Source organism: Pseudomonas sp. WAC2, assembly GCF_030403525.1.
GTDB classification, from domain to species: domain Bacteria; phylum Pseudomonadota; class Gammaproteobacteria; order Pseudomonadales; family Pseudomonadaceae; genus Chryseomonas; species Chryseomonas luteola.
In genome coordinates this window covers 391268-408978 of record NZ_JAUEPD010000001.1, presented here as the reverse complement: position 1 = coordinate 408978, position 17711 = coordinate 391268, and the positions used below count along the sequence as shown (strand labels likewise).

General features: G+C 56.2%; 13 protein-coding genes. 6 read left to right on the top strand and 7 right to left on the bottom strand.

The window, feature by feature from the left end:
* Positions 1-35 precede the first annotated feature (35 nt).
* The 7 genes from QWJ10_RS01930 to QWJ10_RS01900 form a co-directional block, all read right to left on the bottom strand.
* On the bottom strand, positions 36-953 hold the full coding sequence (locus QWJ10_RS01930) for an ABC transporter permease subunit (protein WP_010797250.1): 918 nt from the start codon (positions 951-953) through the stop codon (positions 36-38).
* Positions 954-962: 9 nt separating this feature from the next.
* Positions 963-1973, bottom strand: coding sequence for an ABC transporter permease subunit (locus QWJ10_RS01925; RefSeq protein WP_010797251.1), 1011 nt, complete (start codon positions 1971-1973; stop codon positions 963-965).
* A 57-nt stretch (positions 1974-2030) separates the two neighbouring features.
* The gene (locus tag QWJ10_RS01920; RefSeq protein ID WP_289923970.1) at positions 2031-3623 is read right to left on the bottom strand and encodes an ABC transporter substrate-binding protein; all 1593 of its coding nucleotides are present in this window, start codon (positions 3621-3623) and stop codon (positions 2031-2033) included.
* A gap of 89 nt (positions 3624-3712) precedes the next feature.
* Positions 3713-5305 carry an ABC transporter substrate-binding protein gene (locus QWJ10_RS01915; protein ID WP_289923968.1) on the bottom strand — a complete coding sequence of 531 codons (1593 nt, stop codon included), beginning with the start codon at positions 5303-5305 and terminating at the stop codon, positions 3713-3715.
* Between the two features lie 209 nt (positions 5306-5514).
* A complete protein-coding gene (locus QWJ10_RS01910; protein WP_019366864.1) occupies positions 5515-7113 on the bottom strand; it encodes an ABC transporter substrate-binding protein in 1599 nt (532 codons plus the stop codon).
* Between the two features lie 69 nt (positions 7114-7182).
* On the bottom strand, positions 7183-8784 hold the full coding sequence (locus tag QWJ10_RS01905) for an ABC transporter substrate-binding protein (protein ID WP_289923964.1): 1602 nt from the start codon (positions 8782-8784) through the stop codon (positions 7183-7185).
* A gap of 300 nt (positions 8785-9084) precedes the next feature.
* On the bottom strand, positions 9085-9834 hold the full coding sequence (locus QWJ10_RS01900; protein WP_289923962.1) for an SIMPL domain-containing protein: 750 nt from the start codon (positions 9832-9834) through the stop codon (positions 9085-9087).
* Positions 9835-9962: 128 nt separating this feature from the next.
* Here QWJ10_RS01900 and QWJ10_RS01895 point away from each other — a divergent pair, with 128 nt between their 5' ends.
* The 6 genes from QWJ10_RS01895 to garD all read left to right on the top strand — a co-directional run bounded on the left by QWJ10_RS01895 (position 9963) and on the right by garD (position 17653).
* Positions 9963-11222, top strand: coding sequence for an ATP-binding protein (locus tag QWJ10_RS01895; protein ID WP_122043333.1), 1260 nt, complete (start codon positions 9963-9965; stop codon positions 11220-11222).
* Between the two features lie 21 nt (positions 11223-11243).
* Positions 11244-11801: a response regulator transcription factor gene (locus QWJ10_RS01890; RefSeq protein WP_010797258.1), complete on the top strand. Its 558-nt coding sequence runs from the start codon at positions 11244-11246 to the stop codon at positions 11799-11801.
* 145 nt (positions 11802-11946) lie between these two features.
* Positions 11947-13689 carry an ABC transporter ATP-binding protein/permease gene (locus QWJ10_RS01885; protein ID WP_289923957.1) on the top strand — a complete coding sequence of 581 codons (1743 nt, stop codon included), beginning with the start codon at positions 11947-11949 and terminating at the stop codon, positions 13687-13689.
* A gap of 73 nt (positions 13690-13762) precedes the next feature.
* A complete protein-coding gene (locus tag QWJ10_RS01880) occupies positions 13763-14518 on the top strand; it encodes a FadR/GntR family transcriptional regulator (RefSeq protein WP_010797260.1) in 756 nt (251 codons plus the stop codon).
* 118 nt (positions 14519-14636) lie between these two features.
* A complete protein-coding gene (kdgD, locus tag QWJ10_RS01875; protein ID WP_289923952.1) occupies positions 14637-15548 on the top strand; it encodes a 5-dehydro-4-deoxyglucarate dehydratase in 912 nt (303 codons plus the stop codon).
* Between the two features lie 548 nt (positions 15549-16096).
* A complete protein-coding gene (gene garD, locus QWJ10_RS01870; RefSeq protein ID WP_289923950.1) occupies positions 16097-17653 on the top strand; it encodes a galactarate dehydratase in 1557 nt (518 codons plus the stop codon).
* Positions 17654-17711 lie beyond the last annotated feature (58 nt).

Below are 17711 nucleotides of genomic sequence, written 5' to 3'. Positions count from 1 at the left end.
GCATCGAGACAACGAAAGAATAATTGGCAAGCCGGTCATGACTGCACCTTCAGGCGAGGGTCGAGGGCGTCACGCAGGCCATCACCCATCAGGTTAATAGCCAGTACGCTTAAAAGAATGGTCAGGCCGGGCAGGGTAACCACCCACCAGGCGCGCTCGATGTAGTCGCGGGCTGATGCCAGCATGGTGCCCCACTCAGGGGTGGGTGGCTGTACGCCGAGGCCAAGGAAGCCCAGGGCCGCTGCGTCCAGGATGGCCGAGGAGAAGCTCAGGGTCGCCTGGACGATCAGAGGCGCCATGCAGTTGGGCAATACGGTGACGAACATCAGGCGCAGGCGTCCGGCACCTGCCAGTCGAGCAGCCGTTACATAGTCGCGATTCACTTCACCCATGACGGCGGCGCGGGTCAGGCGCACGTAGGAAGGCAGCGAGACAATAGCAATGGCAATAACGGTGTTGGACAGGCCAGGGCCGAGAATTGCCACGATGGCTACCGCCAGCAGCAGCGATGGCAGGGCCAGCATAATGTCCATCAGGCGCATGATGAAAGGGCCGGCTCGCGTGGGTGAAAAGCCTGCAATCAGCCCGAGCAGAATGCCGGGGATGAGCGAGCAGATTACCGAGGCCAAACCAATCATCAGTGACAGCCGTGCGCCGTGAATCAGGCGGGACAACAGGTCGCGTCCCAGTTCATCAGTGCCCAGCAGGAACTGCGTCGTGCCGCCTTCCAGCCAGGAGGGAGGCGTCAGCAGGAATTCACGGAACTGCTCGCTGGGATCGTGGGGTGCAACCCAAGGGGCGAACAGGGCGCAGATCACGATGATAGTCATGAACAGCAGGCCGCCCAGGGCGCCCTTGTTGTGGGAAAACGCTTTCCAGAACTCCTTGTACGGAGACGGATAGAGGACAACCTGATCTTCGACCTGAGCGCCTTGTGGCAAAGTACGTTCCATAGGGCCTCCTTAGCGCTGATGGCGGATACGGGGGTTGGCAAAGCCGTAGAGAATGTCCACGACAAAGTTCACCAGGATGACAAGGGTGGCGATCAGCAGGATGCCGTTCTGCACGACGGGATAGTCGCGACGGGAAATCGCATCGATCAACCATTTGCCTACACCAGGCCAGGAAAAGATCGTTTCGGTCAGCACGGCGCCAGCGAGCAGGCTGCCCACCTGCAGGCCCAGTACGGTGAGAACCGGGATCAACGCGTTACGCAGTGCGTGGATGAATACGACACGGGCTGGCGACAGGCCTTTGGCACGAGCCGTACGCACGTAATCTTCTCGCAGCACTTCCAGCATGGCGGAGCGCGTCATCCGTGCGATAACTGCCAGGGGAATCGTGCCTAGCACAATAGAGGGCAGAATCAGGTGGTGGAGGGCGTCCATGAACGCGCCTTCTTCATCGGACAACAGGCTGTCGATCAGCATAAAGCCGGTTTTGGGCTCGATGTCGTAAAGCAGATCGATCCGGCCAGACACCGGGGTCCAGCCGAGCTGTACCGAAAAGAACATGATAAGGATAAGGCCCCACCAGAAGATCGGCATGGAAAAGCCCGTCAGGGAAATGCCCATCACACCGTGGTCAAACAGTGAACCGCGGCGAAGCGCTGCGATCACTCCGGCCAGAAGGCCCAGCACGGTAGCAAAGATCATGGCGCAGAGAGCCAGTTCCAGGGTGGCCGGAAAGAGGGTGGTGAACTCGTGCCATACGTTGTCACGGGTAATCAGCGACTCTCCCAGGTTGCCGTGGGCAAGGTTGCTGAGATAGTCGAAATATTGCTGGTAGAGCGGCTTGTCGAGTCCGAGGCGATGCAGTGCTTCGGCATGCATCTGCGGATCGACGCGACGCTCGCCCATCATGACCTCTACCGGATCGCCAGGAATCAGGCGAATCAGGGAAAAAGTCAGTAGCGTGACACCGAAAAACGTCGGTATCAGCAAGCCCAGGCGGCGGGCAATAAAACTGAACATGGGGTTGAATACTCCTCATCGGAGGCAGGGAAGCGCGCCCTGCCTGTTTCCGTCTTTTTATTTTGCGTACGTTGTAGCGAAGTTGTTGTTGGCCAAGGGACTCAGGTGATAACCCTCGACGTTGCTGCGCATGACGTTGAACAGCTTGGGATAGGCCAGGGGGATCCAGGGCGCATCGTTGTGGAAGATCACTTGAGCCTGCTTGTAGAGCTCAGCTCGCTCATTTTCATCCTGGCTGGTACGAGCCTTGTCCAACAGGGCGTTAAACTCCTTGTTGCACCAGCGTGCACTGTTTTCGCCTGACTTTGCGGCATCACATGACAAGTTAGGCGTCAGGAAGTTATCCGGATCGCCGTTGTCACCTGCCCAGCCAAAGAAGAGCAGATCGTGCTCGCCTTGCTTGGCTCGGCGAATCAGCTCACCCCACTCCAGATTGCGGATGTCCAGTTGTACGCCGACCTTGGCCAGGTCGGCCTGAAGCATTTGAGCACCCAGCGCAGGGTTGGGGTTGGTCGGGCCGCCGCCTGAACGTGTAAACACGGTCAGCTTGAGGCCTTTCTCCATGCCGGCCTCTTTCAGCAGTTCCCGTGCCTTTCCAGGGTCGTAGGGCCAGTCCTGAATATCACGGTTATACCCTAGAAGGGTAGAGGGATACGGATTGACGGCAGGCACAGCGTTGCCTTCACCAAACAAGGCCTTGATGTAGGCGTTCTTGTCAAAGGCCAGATTCAGGGCCTGACGGATACGCACATCGTTCAGCGGTTTATGCTCGGTGTTCATGGCAACATAGGCAATTAGCAGTGCTTCGCCTTCAGCAAGCTTAAGGTTCGGGTCCTTGCGGATGGCTGGAATATCGTCCGGTTTAGGATAAACGCCTACCTGACATTCACCAGCTCTCACGCGCTGCAGGCGTACATTGCTATCGAGGGTGATGGCAAGGACCAAGCCATCAGCTGGAGGTTTGCCTTCGAAATACTCGGGGTTGGCCTTGAAACGTACCTGAGCATCCTTGGTATAGCGCGAGAAAATGAACGGACCGGTACCGACCGGCTTGAAGTTGAGCTGATCAAACTGTCCGGCTTTTTCCAGTTGAGCGGCATATTCAGCCGAATAGATCGATGCAAAGCCCATCGCCATGTCCCGCAGGAAAGGTGCTTCCGGACGATTGAGCACGAAGCGGATCGTGTAGTCGTCGACCTTATCGATCGACTTGATCAGGTTTTGCAGTCCCATGGCCTCAAAATAGGGGAAGCCATGCTGCGCCTTGTCGTGCCAGGTGTGCTTGGCATCGTATTGGCGCATGAAGCTCCACATCACGTCGTCGGCATTGAATTCACGTGTGGGCTTGAAGTAATCGGTTGTCTGAAACTTCACCCCTTTACGCAGGTGGAAGGTGTAGGTCATGCCGTCTTCGCTGACGTCCCAACGCTCTGCCAAACCAGGCTCGATGTCGGTAGTGCCGGGCTTGAAGTCTACGAGGCGGTCGAATAGCGTCTCAGCTGAGGCGTCAGCCGTCGTGGCTGCAGTGTACTGAGCGATGTCGAAGCCTTCGGGACTGGCCTCCGTACATACCACCAGAGGTTTGGCTTGAGCCAGAGTGGCGGCGCTAAGCAGACTCACGGCAAGCGCGATTCGTGTTAATGCATGCATAGGGATGCTCCTAGGTCTGTAACCGGTCTACGGCATAGAGCGAGCCTCGATCAGCCTGATCGGGCTCGTCTTCTTTTTGGGAAAAGCGCTTAATCCAGGCGCACAGTTGAAAAATCGTTTTTACCCAGAGGGCTCATGACAAAGCTGCTGACGTTGCTGCGTGTCACAACGTTCCTCACAGGCTGTGAGGTGGGAATCCAGGGGATTTCGTTGTGAAAGATCTCCTGGGCCTTGCGGTAGAGCTCAGCGCGCTTGTCCGGATTACTGGTACGGCGAGCCTGCTCTACCAGCGAGTCGAACTCGGCATTGCACCAGCGTGCGCGGTTCTCGCCATTTTTGGCTGCCGAGCAGGTGAGGTTGGGTGACAGGAAGTTGTCCGGATCGGCATTGTCGCTGACCCAGCTCATGCTGAGGATATCGTGTTCACCCTGCTTGCCACGACGAACAAATTCGCCCCATTCATATTGACGAATATTGACCTTGATACCGATCTTGGCCATGTCTCCCTGAAACAGCTGGGCGACTCGCAAGGTATTTCCCGAGGGGCCTGACCCGGTAGAACTCATATAGGTCAGCTCTAGCCCGTTGGGGTAGCCCGCTTCGGCCAAGAGCTGCCTGGCCTTTTCCAGGTCATACGGCCAGGGTTTGATATCGGTGTTATAGCCCAGCATGGCAGGGGGATAGGGACCCCAGACCGGCTTGGCTGCGCCTTCACCGTACAGGGCCTTGATCGTACCCTCCTGATCGGTTGCCATGGCAATGGCCTGACGGACGCGCACATCACTGAGTGGCTTGTGCGTTACGTTCAGTGCATTGAAGCCTATGGTCAGCTCCTCGACGCTCAGCACTTTCAGATTGGGGTCTTTTTTTAACGCCGGAACGTCTGACGGCTTGGGGGTCAGTGAAATCTGGCATTCGCCTCGCTTCAGACGCTGCAGGCGCACGCTGGAGTCCAGTGTGATGGCTTGTACCAGATCGACTACTGGCGCACCGTCCCAATAGTTGGAGTTGGCCTTGTAGCGCACCTGCGAGTCGCGGCTGTAGCGCTCGAAAACAAAAGGTCCCGTACCTACCGGTTTGAACCCCAGATCGTCGATTTTTCCGCTCTTGAGCAGCTGATCAGCATATTCAGCTGAGAGAATCGAGGTAAAACCCATGGCCAGATCAGCCAGGAAGGGCGATTCTTCATGTTGAAGAACAAAGCGCACCGTATGGTCGTCGACCTTTTCAATATGGTCGATGATCTTGCTCATCTCCATCGAGTCGGAGAAGGGGAAGCCTTTGCTGGCTAATTCGTGCCAGGGGTGCTTGGGATCGATTTGACGCTCGAAGCTCCAGATTACATCATCGGCCGTCAGCTCACGGGTAGGCTTGAAGTAGCTGGTGCTATGAAATTTAACACCCTTGCGCAGGTAAAACGTGTACTGGAGACCATCCGGGCTGATATCCCACCGCTCGGCCAGTGACGGCTGAAGCTCCGTCGTGCCGGGTTTGAACTCCACCAGCCGGTTATAAAGAGGCTCATCTGCCGCATCGGCTGTATAACGCGAGGAGTGAACCGCCGGATCGAATGTCTCCGGACTGGCCTCGGTACATGCCACCAAGGTTTTGGCTTGTGCCTGTACAGCCGTTGCCAACGCAACCGCCAACAGACAGGTGTTCAGCCTGAATGCAGCTTTCATCTTTCGTTAGGCTCCATGGTGAGGCGGTAACAGTCGGGTTGCGACTGTAACCGCTTGCAATCCCGTCGATGGGTATCGGCGGAAGGTGTCCCTGCCGGGGTCCGCTGGCATCGCTGGGGTAAAGCGTCGCACCAGAGGAAATCCGGCAAACCGGCTGCCTGCGTGCTGATCGAGCACGTCGCCGGCGGCAATACAGGACAGCCTGCCTCTCATCGGGCAAGGCTGACGCCATAGAATGCGCTAAGCCCGAAGGGGCTGATCTTGAAGTCCTGGACTTCCTTGCGCATGGGTTGATAAACGATGGAATGGGCGATCGGTGTGATCGGCACGGCGTCCTTCAGCACATGCTGCGCCTGCTTGTACAAGCGAATACGTTCCTCACGATCATTGCTGATCTTGGCCTGTTTGATCAGCTTGTCATAGGCCGGATCGCACCATTTGGAGTAGTTGCTGCCATTGACGGCATCGCAGCTGTATAAAACGCCCAGCCAGTTGTCTGGATCACCATTGTCTCCGGTCCAGCCGTAGATCATTACATCGTGTTCGCCCTGACGGGCACGCTTGATGTACTCGCCCCACTCATACGTGACGATGTTGGCCTTGATGCCGATCCTGGCCCAGTCCGCCTGTACCATCTGCGCAGACAGGCGGGCGTTGGGGTTGGATGCGCGAACGACCGGCATGGCCCACAGGTTGAGCTGTGTGCCTTGCTTGATGCCTGCTTTCTTGAGCAGCGCCTTGGCCTTTTCCGGATCGTAGGGGGCATCCTTGATCGTGTCGTCATAGGACCACTGCGCCGGTGGCATGGGGTTGGTGGCGAGCTTTCCATTGCCCTGGTAGACGGCATCGATAATGGCTTTCTTGTTGATGGCCATATCCAATGCCTGACGGACTTCGAGCTTGTCCAGCGGCGGATGCTGAACGTTGTAGGCGAAATAGCCCAGGTTGAAACCGGGTTGTTGGAGCACCTTCAGGTTGGGGTCTTTCCTGACCTCGGCAATATCTGCCGGACGTGGATAACCACTGATCTGGCACTCACCCGCCTTGAGCTTTTGCAGGCGAGTAGCGGCGTCCGTCGTAATGGCAAAGATCAGGTTGTCGAGTTTGACGTCCTCGGGCTTCCAGTAATCCTTGTTGCCCTTGTAACGAATGACCGCGTCCTTCTGGTAGCGACTGAATACAAAAGGTCCGGTACCAATCGGGTATTGGTTGATATCGGCCGCTTTGCCCTGCTTGAGCAAATGGTCGGCATATTCGGCTGACTGGATGGAGGCAAAGCTCATGGCCAGGTCCGAGGCAAAGGCAGCATCGGTCTGATTCAGCGTAAAGACAACGGTGTAATCGTCTCGCTTTTCGATCTTGGCGATGTTCTTGTCCAGGCCCATGTCGCTGAAGTAGGGGAATTCACTCGGGTAGGCCTTACGGAACGGGTGCTCCTTATCGAGCATACGCTGAAACGTGAACACGACATCGTCGGCATTGAATTCACGTGTCGGCTTGAAGTAGTCGGTCGTATGAAACTTCACGCCCTTGCGTAGATGAAAGGTATAAACCTTGCCGTCTGGAGAAATCTCCCACTTTTCGGCCAGCCCCGGTGTCAGGGTAGTGCCACCACGCTCGAATTGAACCAGGCGATTGAATACCGTCTCGGCAGACGCATCGAACTCGGTTCCGGAGGTGTACTGAGCGGGGTCGAAACCGGCTGGGCTGGCTTCGGAGCAATACACGAGATTGCTAGCCGCCTGGGCGAGCGGAGCGGCTGCAAGCAGGCTTGCAGTAAGAAAGGAGAGGGCGAAGGACGTACGCATGGATGAATTCCCGTCAGTCAAGTAAAGCGGAGCGTTCGGGGTTTTACCCTACGAACGCTCCGCCGCCAATCACTTGCTGACGCTTACGCCATAGAACTCGTTCAATCCAAAGGGACTGATCTTGAAGTCCTGGACTTCCTTGCGCATCGGCTGGAATACCGTCGAGTGCGCGATCGGCGTAATCGGAACCTGTTGTTTCAGGATCTGCTGAGCCTGAATATACAGCTTGGTCCGCTCATCCATATCGGTGGTGCGCTTGGCAGCCTTGATCAGCTTGTCGTACTCCGGCTGGCACCAGCGAGAGTAGTTGTTACCGCCGATGGCATCGCAGCCGTACAGGGTGCCCAGCCAGTTGTCCGGGTCACCATTGTCGCCGGACCAGCCAATCAGCAGAGTGTCATGCTCGCCTGCCTTGGCGCGCTTGTTGTACTCGCCCCACTCATAGCTGACGATCTTGGCCTTGATACCTACCTTGGCCCAATCCTGCTGGATCATCTCGGCCATCTGACGTGCATTCGGGTTGTAGGGACGCTGAACAGGCATGGCCCAGAGAGTGATTTCCGTTCCTTCCTTCACGCCAGCCTGCTTGAGGAGCGCCTTGGCTTTTTCCGGGTCGAAGGGTGCATCCTTGAGGCTGTTGTCATAGGACCACTGGGTCGGCGGCATACCGTTGACCGCCATCTGGCCAGCGCCCTGGTAGATCGCGTCGATGATGGCCTTCTTATTGATAGCCATGTCCAACGCCTGGCGGACCTCCAGCTTGTCCAGTGGCGGATGCTGAACGTTGTACGCCAGATAGCCATCGTTGAAGCCGGGCTGTGAAGGCACCTTCAGGTTGGGATCGCTCTTGAGTCCTTCCAGGTCGGCCGGGCGTGGGTAAACGGTAATCTGGCATTCGCCGGCCTTGAGCTTTTGCATGCGGACCGAGGCGTCGGAGCTGATCGAGAAGATCAGGTTGTCCACCTTGGCACCTTCTTCCGGATCCCAATAATCCTTGTTGGCCTTGAAACGAATGACCGCATCTTTTTGGTAGCGGCTGAAGACAAATGGGCCTGTTCCGACAGGTTTCTGGTTAATGTCACTAGGCCGACCGGACTTGAGGAGCTGGTTGGCGTACTCCGAAGACTGGATCACAGCGAATGGCATGGCCAGGTTCTGAATGAACGCCGCGTCGACCTCTTTCAGGGTCATGCGTACCGTGTAGTCGTCCACCTTTTCAAGTTTAGTGATGTTTTCATCAAGGCCCATGTCAGTGAAATAGGGGAACTCGGTGGGGTAGGCCTTACGGAACGCACTGTTCTTGTCCAGCATGCGCTCGAAAGTGAATACTACATCGTCTGCGTTGAATTCGCGGGTCGGCTTGAAGTATTCCGTAGTATGGAATTTCACGCCCTTGCGCAAATGAAAGGTGTAGGTCCTGCCGTCTTCGCTGACATCCCAGCTGCTTGCAAGCCCGGGCTGCACTTTGGTGCCGCCGCGTTCGAACTCGCTCAGGCCATTGAACATGGTTTCAGCAGAGGCGTCGAAGTCCGTTCCGGTGGTGTACTGCGCAGGATCGAAGCCTGCCGGGCTGCCTTCAGAGCAGAAAACCAGGTTACTGGCTGCCTGAGCAAATGAGGTTCCGGCCAATAAACCAGCCGCAATGAGAGATGAAAGTAACTTCTTATGCATGCAGACCTCGGTTGGCTGATGTCGACTCAGACGATGGATACGTCTGAGTCATACAGAAACAGTTGAGACTTTTTGGGTCATTAGGCGGACGCTATGCAGGAGATATGCCTGTAATAGGATGACTGACGAGTCAGCGGCAGGTTGTAGAGTAACGCTGAATGTTTGTGTCGCAAAAATATAAAAACAGGCGTGCTAGAGCTGAAAAATGAAACTGTTCCTACGGTAACAGCACCAAATTGTGTTACCGCAGGTGTGTTTTGCACCAAATTGGAGCGATGCACGCGGGGTCTTTGCTTTAATTTAGGGCGTCTGCACTTCAATGACACCATCGGCCGTGATAGACACTGCGCTGGTGCCTGCTTCGATATCCTGGCTGGGTGCGCTTTCAGCGTAAGCCATGGTCTTCATTCTCATCATGGGCATAGGGCCAGTAGCGTTGTTGGTTATCAAGTTGAGATTCACAAGCTTGTAACCGGAACCGCCCAGGGCATCGGTTGCTAGTTGAGCACGTGCCTTGAAGGCGTTGACGGCCTCCTTGAGCAGGGCATCTTCACTTTTCTTGCGCGTCTCGTCAGCAACAGTAAAGGTCATGCCGCCCATTTTGAGAGTGCCCAGCAGGTCGACTGTCAGGCGGGAAAGGCTGGCGAAGTCACTGCTCTGCAAATGAAGTTCACCACGCTCGCGCCAGGCGGTAATGGTTTGGCGTTTATCGTCATACAGCGGAAAGCTGTTGCGTCCTCCCTGACTGATCTCAACGCCATTGACCTTGCGCGCAGCCTCAACCCCTTCGTTGAGCGCCTTGGTGATGTCCGCCGCCAGTTTTGCAGGATCGTTACCTTGCTGTTCGGTGTAAAGCGTTACCTGCATGCGGTCTCGCGGAACATCCTGGCTGACTTCGGCGCGCAGGCTGATCTGGTTGTAACGAGGCTCCTCGGCCTGCGCTGCATGGGAAACACTGACCAGTGCACCGGCTGCCATGATCGACGCGGCCCCCCTGGCTAAATGTTTAGTCAAGGCAGGTGAAATGGCGAGACGGGAAAAGACAGGCATCATGGACTCCTTTCGTTCATTAACAGTGACTTCCGTTCTATCCTATGGGTTTGTGCGGCGCTATGTCGCGCCTTGCAGACAGAAATAGGCCAGAGCCACCGTTATACTCGCCGCCCCTGGATAAATACATGTTTGAATCTCCTGTGCAGTGGTTATCCGCTAGTCGTCAAAACCTGGGTCGTCTTGTTCTCATTCGCGTACTGGTGCTGGCTGCTCAAGCCGGTTCGGTAGGGGCTGCCTGGCTCTCCGATATTGTCGAGCTACCGTGGCTGGCCATCAGCGCCACATTGGGTCTGTCCGCGCTACTCTGCGGCATCACCGCGCTGCGCCTGAGTCGAGACTGGCCTGTAACCGAGCAGGAGTATGCGGCGCATCTTGCCTTCGACCTGCTTATCCACAGCGTGCTGCTCTACTATGCCGGAGGGGCAACCAATCCCTTCGTGTCCTACTACCTGGTGCCGCTGACCATTGCGGCGGCAACCTTGCCTTGGCTCTACACGTTGCTGCTGGCGGGCCTTGCTTTGGTCAGCTTCACGTTCATGCTGATCTGGTTCCGGCCACTGCAACTTCTGATCAATCCAGGTGGCGAGATTCTGAGTTACGGCATGTGGCTGAGCTTTGCGCTATCGGCATCACTGATCACCTTTTTCGTCGCCAAGATGGCTGAAGCGCTCCGCCACCAAGAGCTGCTGCAGGCCCAGCGCCGTGAGCAGGGGATGCGCGATCAGCAACTGCTGGCGGTGGCCACGCAGGCCGCTGGCGCTGCCCATGAGCTGGGCACACCATTGTCGACCATGAGCGTACTGCTCAAGGAGCTCCGCCAGGAGTACACCGATAAGGCTGAGCTGCAGGAAGACCTGTCGCTTCTACAGGATCAGGTTCAGCTCTGTAAGGAAACCCTGCAGCAACTGGTGCGCGCCGCTGAAGCGGATCGCCGTCAGACCATTCATGAGCAAACGGCACTGGAGTGGCTGGAAGCCGTACTGAGCCGCTGGCATCTGATGAGGCCCGAGGTCAGTTACCGCTTTGAATGTCCAAGCGTAGGCGCAGCGCCTCGTTTGATTCCACCCACGGATCTGACTCAGGCGCTTCTTAACCTGCTGAACAATGCTGCCGATGCCTGTCCGGATAATCTGCTGGTAACCCTGTCATGGAATGCCTCGGAAATTTGCCTGTCCATCAGAGACCGTGGCCCGGGTGTACCGCTGGCCATTGCCGAGCAGATCGGTAAACCGTTCTTTACGACCAAGGGTAAAGGCTTTGGTCTAGGGTTATTCTTGAGTCAGGCGAGTGTGACCCGTGTCGGTGGTACAGTGAAGCTGTATAACCATGAAGAAGGCGGCACGCTGACCGAGCTGCGTCTGCCACGTCAGTATCCATTGGTCTGAACTGCTGTCGCGAGGATTACAATGAGCGAAAACATTCAACATGACGATGAGCAGCCCCATCTGCTGCTGGTCGACGACGATGCCACTTTTACCCGCGTCCTGGCACGGGCCATGGATCGTCGCGGGCTGCGCGTATCGGTTGCGGGCTCGGCAGAGGAGGGCTACGAGCTGGCCAAGCAAGATCTGCCGGATTACGCCGTGCTGGATCTGAAAATGGAAGGCGATTCCGGCCTTGTCCTGTTACCCAAGCTGCTTGAGCTGCATCCCGACATGCGCGTCGTGATTCTTACCGGTTATTCCAGCATTGCCACGGCGGTCGAAGCGATCAAGCGTGGTGCTACGAATTATCTGTGCAAGCCTGCCGACGCAGATGATGTGTTGACCGCGCTACTTTCCCAGCATGCCGATGTGGACAGTCTGGTGCCGGAAAACCCGATGTCGGTTGATCGGTTGCAGTGGGAGCATATCCAGCGAGTATTGAATGAGCACGACGGCAATATTTCGGCAACGGCACGTGCACTTGGAATGCACCGTCGTACTTTGCAGCGCAAGTTGCAGAAGCGTCCGGTTCGCCGCTGATCAGCTGATCCCCTTCCGGCTGGAAGGGGATTGATAAAAAATGGACAGAAATCTTTTGTTACGTTTGTCATGACAGAAACCATTCAGCTTGGCTGCCCTATGATGGCCTTTGGTTACGTTATTACGTGCTTGCCGAGCTGGAGCGATGAGAGAAAAAGATACTCCCGTACCGCCTGTGTATGGTTCGACCAAGGGCCATTTCTTGTCCCGCGTTTGGGCATTGACGATACCCTACTGGCGCAGTGAAGAAAGAAAGAAAGCCTGGCTGTTGCTGGTTGCTGTGATAGCTCTTTCGCTGGCGGGTGTCGGCTTGTCAGTGGTATTCAATACCTGGAACCGGTACTTCTATGATGCCCTGCAAAATCATGATCTGAAGTCCTTTACGCGTCTTATTTTGTATTTTTGCGGCTTGGCGGCCCTGTTCATTCTGCTGGCCGTATACCGGCTTTACCTGACCCAGATGCTTACCATCCGTTGGCGACGCTGGCTAACCGAGCAGCATTTCTCGCTATGGCTTAGGCACCGCAACTATTATCACTTGGAGCAGAAGGGGGGCGCAGACAACCCGGACCAGCGTATTGCCGAAGATCTGAACAGCTTTACGGACATGACGCTCTCTCTGGGGTTGGGATTCATCCGTACCATTGTCAGCCTGATTTCCTTTTCTGTCATCCTGATCACTATGTCAGGCAGTATCGAGCTGTTTGGCATCACCATTCCTCATTACATGTTCTGGGCTGCAGTACTGTATGCCGCCATTGGCACCGTGCTGACGCATTACATTGGTCGACGGTTGATTGGCCTTAGCAATCAGCAGCAGCGCTATGAGGCGGATCTGCGTTTCGGGTTGATCCGTGTCCGGGAGAATGCCGAGAGCATTGCACTCTATAATGGGGAGCAGAACGAGCAGCAACGGCTCCAGGAACGATTCGGGCACGTCTGGGACAACTTTTGGATGCTGATGCGCTATCAAAAGCGTCTGACCTTCTTTACCTCTGGCTACTCCCAGATTGCCGTCATCATTGGCGCCGTACTTTCGGCACCGCGCTATTTCAGTGGCAAGATCCAGCTTGGCGACATGATGCAGATCAGCGACTCGTTCAGTAACGTTCAAGGCAGCTTGAGCTGGTTCATTGACGCATACCTGCAATTGGCGAACTGGCGTGCTGTAACTGATCGTATCCTGAGTTTTCGCGACACCATGCACAGGCATGAGGCTCAGGCTTCCGCCATTACGCTGGAGCGCGGCGAGGATGCATTGGTATTCGACCGGCTCCAGGTTTCGCTGGCCAACCAGAAGCACTCACTGATCAACCCTATCAGCGGCCGCATTGAGTCAGGCGAGCATGTGCTTATCAGCGGTCCTTCAGGGGGTGGCAAAAGCACCCTGCTACGAGTTATCGCAGGGCTGTGGCCCTATGGTAGCGGGACAGTAAGTCTTCCGATTGGTCGATGCCTATTTCTGCCGCAACGACCTTACCTGCCTATTGGAACATTAAGGGCTGCGTTGAATTATCCTGAGGAAGTTCAGCATGCGCCAGAGCGCCTCGAGAGTGTGCTAAGGCAATGCCGTCTGGCGCATCTGGTTTCTGTCATGGACGAAGCTAACCATTGGGAGCGGCGCCTCTCTCCTGGAGAGCAACAGCGCCTGGCCATTGCTCGGGCTATCCTGTACCAACCGCACTGGCTGTTTCTGGATGAAGCGACCTCTGCCTTGGATGAGCGTGATCAAACGGCTATGTACACCTTGTTACGAGAGCACTTACCCGATACGACGCTGGTGAGCGTAGGGCATCGAAGCAGTCTGCAACGCTTCCATCAGCGGATCTTGCGCCTGGAGGAGGGCATCCTCAAGGACGTTACTGTCTATGAAAGTGCCCAACTTTAGATTAATAGGGTCATCCTACAACGCGGTTACGCTATTATGGTTCATATTTCCAAGACGCCCTGAATGAACCCTTATGCAAAACAGTAACGTGACTCCTCGCCCACGTAAAAAGTCTCGCAGTCTGGCCGAAAACGTTGTCGAGGTCATGAAAGCTCGTATTCGTGACGGCGACCTGAAACCCGGCGACAAGCTGCCGACCGAGTCGGCCATCATGCAGGAGCAGGGCGTCAGCCGAACGGTGGTTCGTGAGGCAATCTCGCGCCTGCAGGCTGCAGGGCATGTCGAAACGCGCCACGGGATCGGTACGTTTGTGCTTGAGCGGCCTGCCGAAGGGCCACTATTCATCGATCCGGCTACCATCACAACCTTGCGTGATGTGTTGGCAATGCTTGAGTTGCGAATCAGTCTGGAGGTTGAGGCTGCCGGCCTGGCGGCGCAGCGCCGAAATGACGAGCAGCTTCAGGAGATGCGTCGTCTGCTGGATCAAATGAAGGCGCGCACCGAGCAGCCTGCCGAGGCTGTCAGTTTCGATCTGCAGTTTCATTTGCAGATCGCCATGTCCACGGGCAATCGTTATTTCAGCGACATCATGACCTACCTCAGTAGCGTTCTGATCCCCCGCACCCGTCTCAACTCGGCTTATCTGGCTCACGATGATCAGCAGCGCTATCAGCTGCGCCTGGATGGCGAGCATGAAGACATCTACAACGCTATCGCTCGGCAGGACACTGATGCGGCACGTGCAGCGATGCGCCTGCATCTGACCAACAGTCGCGAGCGACTACGTCGAGCCAATGAAGAGGTAGGAACAGGCCAGAATTCACGCTGATTAAAAAATCTGCGTAAGGGGAGTTGTACCCTGGAATCTATAGTTGTACGATGACTGACAACGAGCGATATCCCGTCTCATCAACTTCTGTATGCCGTCAGGCCAGGGTGCAACAAAAATGACTCCACAAGAACTCAAGCACACCCTTTCATCCGGATTGCTGTCCTTTCCGGTAACCGATTTCGATGCGCAGGGCGAATTCCGCCGCGATACCTACATCAAGCGCCTGGAGTGGCTGGCGCCCTACGGTGCCAGCGCCCTGTTTGCGGCTGGCGGCACCGGTGAGTTCTTCTCGCTGGACCAGAAGGAATACTCTGACATCATCAAGACCGCCGTGGATACCTGCAAGGGCATGGTTCCGATTCTGGCCGGTGCCGGTGGCCCGACCCGCGTAGCGATTCAGCAGGCTCAGGAAGCCGAGCGCCTGGGTGCCCAGGGCATCCTGCTGCTGCCGCACTACCTGACCGAAGCCAGCCCTGAAGGCGTAGCCGCGCATGTCGAGGCGGTGTGCAAGTCCGTCAAGTTTGGCGTGGTGGTGTACAACCGTAACGTCTGCCGCTTGAAGCCTGACCAGCTGGAAATGCTGGCCGAGCGCTGCCCCAACCTGATCGGCTTCAAGGACGGCATGGGCGATATCGAGTTGATGGTCTCCATCCGCCGTCGTCTGGGTGATCGCTTTACCTACCTGGGCGGCCTACCGACCGCTGAAGTCTATGCCGCGGCCTACAAGGCGCTGGGTGTACCGGTGTATTCCTCGGCGGTGTTCAACTTTGTTCCCAAGACGGCCATGGATTTCTACAAGGCCATTGCTGCGGATGACCACGAGACCGTGGGCAAGCTGATCGATGACTTCTTCCTGCCGTACCTGGACATCCGTAACCGCTGTGCAGGCTATGCGGTAAGCATCGTCAAGGCTGGTGCGAAGATCGCAGGTTACGATGCCGGTCCGGTACGCGCACCGTTGACCGATCTCAAGCCTGACGAGTACGAGCGTCTGGCTGCGCTGATGGACAAGCTCGGTCCGCAGTAAGTGCGTAAATGGCTGACTGGTTTTAGTAGACCAGTCAGCCATTTTTGTTTTATTGTGTTCTGAAATGATTGCGCTATCATTTGGTTGTATAAGCAAAGGCGATGTTTTCGCCTCGCTATAAAAGACTACCCGCGACAAGAATAACGAGTGGGGGCAGAGTGAATATCAACCGAGTCAGTGTGACATCGCTTGCCTTGTCAGGCGCTTCATTGCTCGGTGCTCTTGGCATTCGCAGACCCCGCATTCTGCGCGCGATCAGCTTTTCTGAGCGCTTATCTTTAGTCATCCCGCTTGCCATGGTCGGCTCCCTTATCGGAACGCTGAGGGTTGCCAGAACCTGTCATTTGTCCAGTGGCGAGTCGATCAGGTGCTCTTTATTGCAACCAGTGGCGAAGCGTGGAGAAGCGTCCGCGTGTGTATTGGTGACTCACCGCGGCGGTATGGAGATGGATGAGTTGACCGCCGGTTTACGTTGAATAACAGAACGCGGGCAGAGCATCGCTCTGTTCGCATGCCTTAGCCTGAGTGAGTATAAGAAGGAGTGAGTCATGCAGTTGATTGAACACCAGGACTCGCCTCGTTACATCCGACTTCATGCTGACGATAACGTCGCAATCGTTGTAAACGAGCAAGGTGTTGCGGCCGGTGGCCAGTTTCCAGACGGTCTCATGACCATTGAAGCCGTTCCCCAAAGTCACAAGGTAACGTTGGTCGATATCCCTGAAGGTGGCGCTGTTCTGCGCTACGGTACAGTGATCGGGTATGCCTTGAAGCCCATTCCGCGTGGCTCCTGGGTGAAGGAAGAGCTGCTCAGCCTGCCTTCGCCGCCCCCGCTAGACAACCTGCCGCTGGCAACCGATGTGCCGCCCATTCAGCCTCCCTTGGAAGGCTTTACCTTTGAGGGTTTCAGAAACCCGGACGGTAGCGTAGGGACGCGCAATATCCTTGGCGTGACCACCACGGTTCAGTGCGTGACCGGTGTGCTTGATCATTGCATCGAGCGTGCCCGCAAGGAGCTGCTGCCCAAGTATCCGTATGTGGATGATGTCATCGCATTGACTCACAGCTATGGTTGCGGTGTAGCGATCAACGCCCCCGATGCTGTCGTACCCATTCGTACGCTGCGTAACATCAGTCGTAATCCCAACCTCGGTGGCCAGGCGCTGGTGATCAGCCTGGGATGTGAAAAGCTTCAGGCCAGCCAGATCATGCCGGACGATGAATTGCCCTCTGGTATCGATGAAGAGGAATGGCTGTTCCGCCTCCAGGACTCCAATACCGGTTTCAGCGGTATGGTCGAGCAGATTCTTGGCATGATCGAGGATCGCCTGAAGGTGCTCAATGAGCGCCGTCGTGAGCCATGTCCGGCTTCCGATCTGGTGGTTGGGATGCAATGCGGCGGCAGTGACGCTTTTTCCGGGGTAACAGCCAATCCGGCATTAGGTGTTGCGGCTGACCTGCTGGTGCGCGCAGGGGCTACCGTGATGTTCTCGGAAAACACCGAGGTGCGCGACGGTATCCATCTGCTGACCTCGCGGGCGGCTACACCTGAAGTCGCCAAGGCCTTGGTTCGTGAAATGGATTGGTACGACCGCTATTTGGATCGCGGCATGGCGGATCGCAGTGCAAATACGACGCCCGGTAACAAGAAGGGTGGCCTGAACAACATCGTGGAAAAGGCCATGGGCTCGATTGCCAAGTCGGGCTCTAGTGCCATTGCAGGCGTCGTATCACCCGGCGAGCGCGTTAAGGGCAAAGGACTTTATTACTGCGCAACACCTGCCAGTGACTTTATCTGCGGTACGCTTCAACTGGCTGCCGGTATGAACCTGCACATTTTTACTACAGGTCGCGGAACGCCTTATGGTTTGGCCATGGTGCCTGTCATCAAGGTAGCAACACGCACCCAGCTGGCCGAGCGCTGGCCGGATCTAATCGACGTAGACGCCGGTCGGGTGACATCGGGCCGAATGACACTGGAAGAGTTGGGTTGGGAGATTTTCCATCTCTACTTGGATGTTGCCAGTGGCCGCAAAAAGACATGGGCTGAACACCACAAGCTGCATAACGATCTGACACTGTTCAATCCGGCTCCAGTGACCTGATGGCTAAGTGAAGTACAAAACAGCGGAGCTTGGTGCTCCGCTGTTTTTTGCCTATCAG